General features: G+C 46.8%; 6 protein-coding genes and 1 pseudogene. 6 read left to right on the top strand and 1 reads right to left on the bottom strand.

Translation table 11 applies throughout. The features are described from left to right. The coding region (locus A3750_RS08905; protein WP_156498495.1) for a hypothetical protein at positions 1-217 on the bottom strand (217 nt) is incomplete at its 3' end. Between the two features lie 119 nt (positions 218-336). Here A3750_RS08905 and A3750_RS08900 point away from each other — a divergent pair. From A3750_RS08900 to pepN, 6 genes and pseudogenes are all read left to right on the top strand, one after another. Beyond that, the gene (locus A3750_RS08900; RefSeq protein ID WP_068466147.1) at positions 337-1,221 is read left to right on the top strand and encodes an NAD(+) kinase; all 885 of its coding nucleotides are present in this window, start codon (positions 337-339) and stop codon (positions 1,219-1,221) included. An 11-nt stretch (positions 1,222-1,232) separates the two neighbouring features. Continuing rightward, entirely contained in the window at positions 1,233-2,195 is a 963-nt protein-coding gene (locus A3750_RS08895; protein ID WP_068452176.1) for a metallophosphoesterase, read from the top strand. After that, positions 2,192-3,091 (top strand): rhomboid family intramembrane serine protease, encoded by a 900-nt coding sequence (locus A3750_RS08890; RefSeq protein ID WP_068452173.1) that lies wholly within the window; start codon positions 2,192-2,194, stop codon positions 3,089-3,091. Before A3750_RS08895 ends, A3750_RS08890 begins: the two co-directional genes overlap by 4 nt. Positions 3,092-3,107: 16 nt before the next feature. Next, on the top strand, positions 3,108-3,362 hold the full coding sequence (locus tag A3750_RS08885; RefSeq protein ID WP_068452170.1) for a YeaC family protein: 255 nt from the start codon (positions 3,108-3,110) through the stop codon (positions 3,360-3,362). Between the two features lie 77 nt (positions 3,363-3,439). Further along, on the top strand, positions 3,440-4,267 hold the full coding sequence (locus A3750_RS08880; RefSeq protein ID WP_231871776.1) for a DUF2797 domain-containing protein: 828 nt from the start codon (positions 3,440-3,442) through the stop codon (positions 4,265-4,267). 38 nt (positions 4,268-4,305) lie between these two features. Continuing rightward, a pseudogene (gene pepN, locus A3750_RS08875) lies at positions 4,306-4,717 on the top strand (aminopeptidase N); the annotation flags it as partial.

Raw genomic sequence — 4,717 nt, 5'->3', positions numbered from 1 at the left:
CGAGGAAATGGCTTGGGCTTTGTTCTAAGCGGTCTGAGAGCTGATCTGAGTAGCTAGCTGAGTCCAAACCAATCTCATCGCTAATGATGTGCGTATGGCTACCGAGCGATTCGGCTTTGATGAGGTCCGCCTGAGACAGGAACCAGCTTAGGTTGCGAAGAGCCAGTGCTTGCTTGAAGGAGTGTTCGGCAGACTTGTATTGCAGCTTTGAAACCATCTGATCTTGGCTTTTCTGGTATTATGTCAGACAAGTTTAAAGGCTTGATCTCAATAAGCATACTCAAGCCTCATTTTTTTGTTTTAGCGCAAATGCGGATTTAGACCTAAAGAGGAAATATGGATAACTTTCGAAACATTGGCCTGATCGGTCGTTTGGGTAGTGCAACGGTCGTAGAGACGCTCCGACGATTGAAGCGCCATCTGATTTCAGAAGGTTATCACTTGATTCTGGAAGAGCAGATCGCCGAGCTGATGCCTGGACACAGTTTGCAGGTTTCAAGTGTCAAAATGATGGGTGAGGTGTGTGATCTTGTGATTGTGGTTGGTGGCGATGGAAGCCTGTTGGGCGCCGCCCGTGAGCTTGCTAAGTCGAACGTTCCTCTATTGGGAGTGAATCGCGGGCGATTAGGCTTTTTGACAGATATTTCGCCAGAAGAAATTGAAGAGGGTGTGAACGAAGTTCTCGACGGCAATTATATCGAAGAGAAGCGTTTCTTGCTTGAGGTGCACGTTAAGCGAAACGGCGAGCCGGTCGGTTATGGGTCGGGTTTAAATGATATTGTTTTACATCCTGGTAAATCGACACGAATGATTGGTTTTGATCTGTTTGTCGAGGGGCAGTTTGTTTACAGTCAGCGATCTGATGGATTGATTGTGTGTACACCTACCGGATCGACGGCGTATGCGTTGTCAGCTGGCGGTCCCTTATTGCACCCAAAATTAGATGCGATTGCCTTGGTGCCAATGTTCCCGCATACCCTTAGCAGTCGTCCGATTGTTGTGGATGGGAAAAGCGAAATTAAGATCGTGATTGGCGAGGGTAATGAGATATACCCACAAGTCAGTTGTGACGGTCAGTACCACATTCCTGTTGCTCCTGGCGACTCAGTTAGCATTACCAAAAAGCCTTACAAGGTAAGATTGATTCATCCGACCACGCATAACTTTTACGAAACCTGTCGTGAGAAGCTAGGCTGGGCCCACAATCTGTTAACTAGTTAAGTGGTATAGCAATGACAGACAACTCGGTTCAAGGCTATGACCTGATTGGAGATGTGCATGGTTGCGCGCAAACCTTAGAAAAACTCCTTCGAAAATTGGGTTATGCGCATCGTGATGGTTGTTACCGGCATGACGAGCGTAAAGTGATTTTTGTTGGTGATATCGTTGATCGAGGGCCGCGTATTCGCGAAGCGTTGCATCTTGTGAAAGATATGGTGGACGCGGGTGAAGCCGAGATTGTTTTGGGTAATCATGAATACAACGCAATGTGTTATTGCACGCGTGGGCGCGACGAGGAAGACCATATTTTCCTTCGTGAGCACAACGCGCGAAACCATCGCCTGATTCGCGAAACGCTGGAAGAGTTTGAGGCACATCCAAAAGAGTGGCAGTGTTTTTTAGAGTGGTTTCACAGCATCCCTTTGTTTTTGGATAAGGGGCACTTTCGTGTTGTTCATGCCTGTTGGGACCATCACGCAATAGAGCATTTCAAATCCCTCAGTCCAGACCATTGCCTGACCATGGATATGCTGTACGCTTCCGCGAGAAGTGGCACCTTTTTGGAGAAAATGGTTGATCGTTTAACACGGGGTACCTCCCTAAAGCTGCCTGATGGTGAAACAATTATTAGCAAAGATGGCTACATTCGGAATGTGTTTCGCACCAAGTTTTGGAACGAAGAGCCAAAGATTTATTCTGACGTCGTCTTTCAGCCTGACCCCTTGCCTGACAAACTTATGAATAGACCTTTGTCGGACGCAGAGCTCGATCAGTTGATGTATTACAATCATACTGAAGTTCCGGTTTTTGTCGGCCATTACTGGATGTCGGGTTTGCCCGCACCGATTACCGATAATGTCGCCTGCCTAGATTACAGCGCCGTAAAATATGGCAAGCTGGTGGCTTATCGTATGGACGATGAGCGCACGCTGAAGCCGGAAAAATTTGTTTGGGTGGATGTCTCTCCGTCATGATCGAACTTGCACGCTTAGCGATTGACCAAGACCTTGGGCCATTTTCAACCTGGCTGAACCAGAATGGTGTTCAGCACCGCGTTGTCGAGTCCGATGGCGAGCAGGTATTGATTTTGGTTGATGACTCGATGGCAGAGCAGGTCAATGAAGCCTTGCAATCTTATCTCCAAAATCCAGAGTTGAAGGAGCGTTTACAGCAAGTAAATGCCTCAAAAAAAGTGAGTCGAAGCGTGAAGGTCGCTCCATATGACCGTGTTTCACCCGCACAGGCTCCGCTAGTTTTTATCATCATTGCTATATGTGTTGTGGTCGCATGGCTTACGGATTTAGGCGAGGGAGGCCCATACTTGCGTGCCTTATTGATCGTAAATCCTTTTGATGGATCGTTTAATATGTCGTCCATCGATGGGCGTTGGGCTGCCTTAATCGCCACGATAGGCGATGGTGAGTTCTGGCGATTGATTACGCCAGATTTCCTACATTTTAGTCTTTTGCATATCACCTTTAACCTGTTGATGTTTTGGGTCCTCGGCGGTCAAGTTGAGCGCAAAAAGGGCTGGCTTTCTCTTTTGACTTTGATTGTTGTCGTGTCCATTATTTCGAATGTTGCACAGTTGCTAGACGGGGGTTATCTGTTTGGTGGTTTGTCTGGCGTTGTTTATGGCCTTTTTGGTTTCTGTTGGGTATGGTCCCGTTATGATTCCAGCGTTTTTATGCCGGACCCCTTGTTCCGCTTTGCACTTGTCTGGCTAATTATTGGCTACACGCCATTGACCGAGTGGGCTGGACTAGGTCGTATGGCGAACTCGGCGCACCTGTATGGTTTGCTAGGTGGGCTAATTTGGGCGTGGTTACTCGTTGGCTTGCGCTCAAAAGCGGATCACAAATTACGATAGGAAGTTGAGGTTGGCAATGAATTTTGAAGATGCGGCGAAGCAAATTGATCCTGAGATATACGAGCGTTTTAAGCAAGCTTTAGAGCTGGGTAAGTGGCCTGATGGCCGAGCTTTGACTCGTGATCAAAAGGAATTGTGTTTGCAGGCGGTTATTGTCTATGAAAATGCGCACGATGTTCCTGAGAAAGAGCGTGTTGGGTATATCGATAATGCAAAGAAAAAGCGTGGTGATGACCCTTCTGACGAAATGCCCGTTCGTGTGTTGCACTGATTGCAACTGCTGCTTTCTGCGTTATTGATTTCTCAAAAGAGCTGTCGCTCACTACTATTTTAGATATTGAGGTTTACTTGGAATTACTTGCTCGCGGCCGTCTTCAGAAAATGCCGGTCGCCCACCAAACCCCCGTTGCTTATACCCTTAAGGTTGGAGATGCCGCGCTTGATGCAAACACTCTGCTGGGGAAGCCCATCAAGCTTGTGTTCGAAAATGAGATCCGCTGCTCTAACTGTCAGCGATTAACCAAGAAAAGTTTTAATCAGGGCTATTGCTATCCATGCTTCCAAAAACTGGCGAGCTGCGACAAGTGTATTATGAGCCCAGAACTTTGCCATTATGATCAAGGGACGTGTAGAGAACCGTCTTGGGGCGACGCCCATTGTATGCAGCCTCATGTTGTTTACCTCGCAAATTCTACCGGCTTGAAAGTGGGGATCACCCGGGGCACACAAGTTCCAACCCGCTGGATTGATCAGGGAGCGATTCAAGCGCTTCCTATCGCGTCGGTCTCTACACGCAAACTTTCCGGCATGCTTGAGAACAAACTACGCGAGTGGGTTGCAGATAGAACGAATTGGCGGAAGATGCTCAAGCATGAAGTTGAGGAAATAGATTTATTGGCTGAGCGCGACAAGTTATTCGGCGAGATCAATAGCTATTTGTCGGAGCTTAAGAGCCAGTTCCCAGATGAGCAGATTGAATGGCTTGTGTCAGGGGAATTGTTCAACTTTTCTTATCCTCATCTCGCTTGGCCCGAAAAAGCGAAAACCTACAACTTGGATAAAACACCTGAAATCGAAGACACCTTAATGGCGATTAAGGGTCAATATCTTATTTTTGAACAAGCCTGCCTTAATATTCGAAAATATGGGGCTTACGAAGTTTCGCTTTATGCCTAAAAAAAGTCATAGAGCGTTTGTCTAAACAGGAACTTATTATGAAAGACGCAGCTGCGACAGTTACTTATCTAAAAGACTATCAGGTTCCAGCTTTTTGTATTGAGAGCGTTCATCTTACATTCCGTCTATATGAAGATGGCGCAGAAGTGACAAATGTCATGCGAGTGTTGCGCAAAGATAAGAAAGACCAAAGCGCTTTGCGTCTTGATGGCGAAGAGCTGCAACTTAGGTCTATTAAATTAGATGGCTCGTCGTTAGATGAAAGCTCGTATACCTTGAACGAATCCGAGCTTGTAATCGATGGATTACGCTCTGATCACACTCTAGAGGTCGTGACCTGGATTAAGCCTCAAGATAACAAGCGTTTGGAAGGCCTTTACAAGTCGTCGACGATGTTTTGCACGCAATGTGAAGCCGAAGGATTTCGTCGTATCACCTATTACCTTGACC

Source organism: Oleiphilus sp. HI0079 (assembly GCF_001635105.1).
Note: the sequence above shows the minus strand (reverse complement) of the source record. Positions and strands in the feature narration are given on the sequence as shown.

Excerpts from the sequence above, each read along its gene's own strand:
- A3750_RS08900 (WP_068466147.1), top strand. The coding sequence starts at position 337 with ATGGATAACTTTCGAAACATTGGCCTGATCGGTCGTTTGGGTAGTGCA.
- A3750_RS08895 (WP_068452176.1), top strand. The coding sequence starts at position 1,233 with ATGACAGACAACTCGGTTCAAGGCTATGACCTGATTGGAGATGTGCAT.
- A3750_RS08890 (WP_068452173.1), top strand. The coding sequence starts at position 2,192 with ATGATCGAACTTGCACGCTTAGCGATTGACCAAGACCTTGGGCCATTT.
- A3750_RS08885 (WP_068452170.1), top strand. The coding sequence starts at position 3,108 with ATGAATTTTGAAGATGCGGCGAAGCAAATTGATCCTGAGATATACGAG.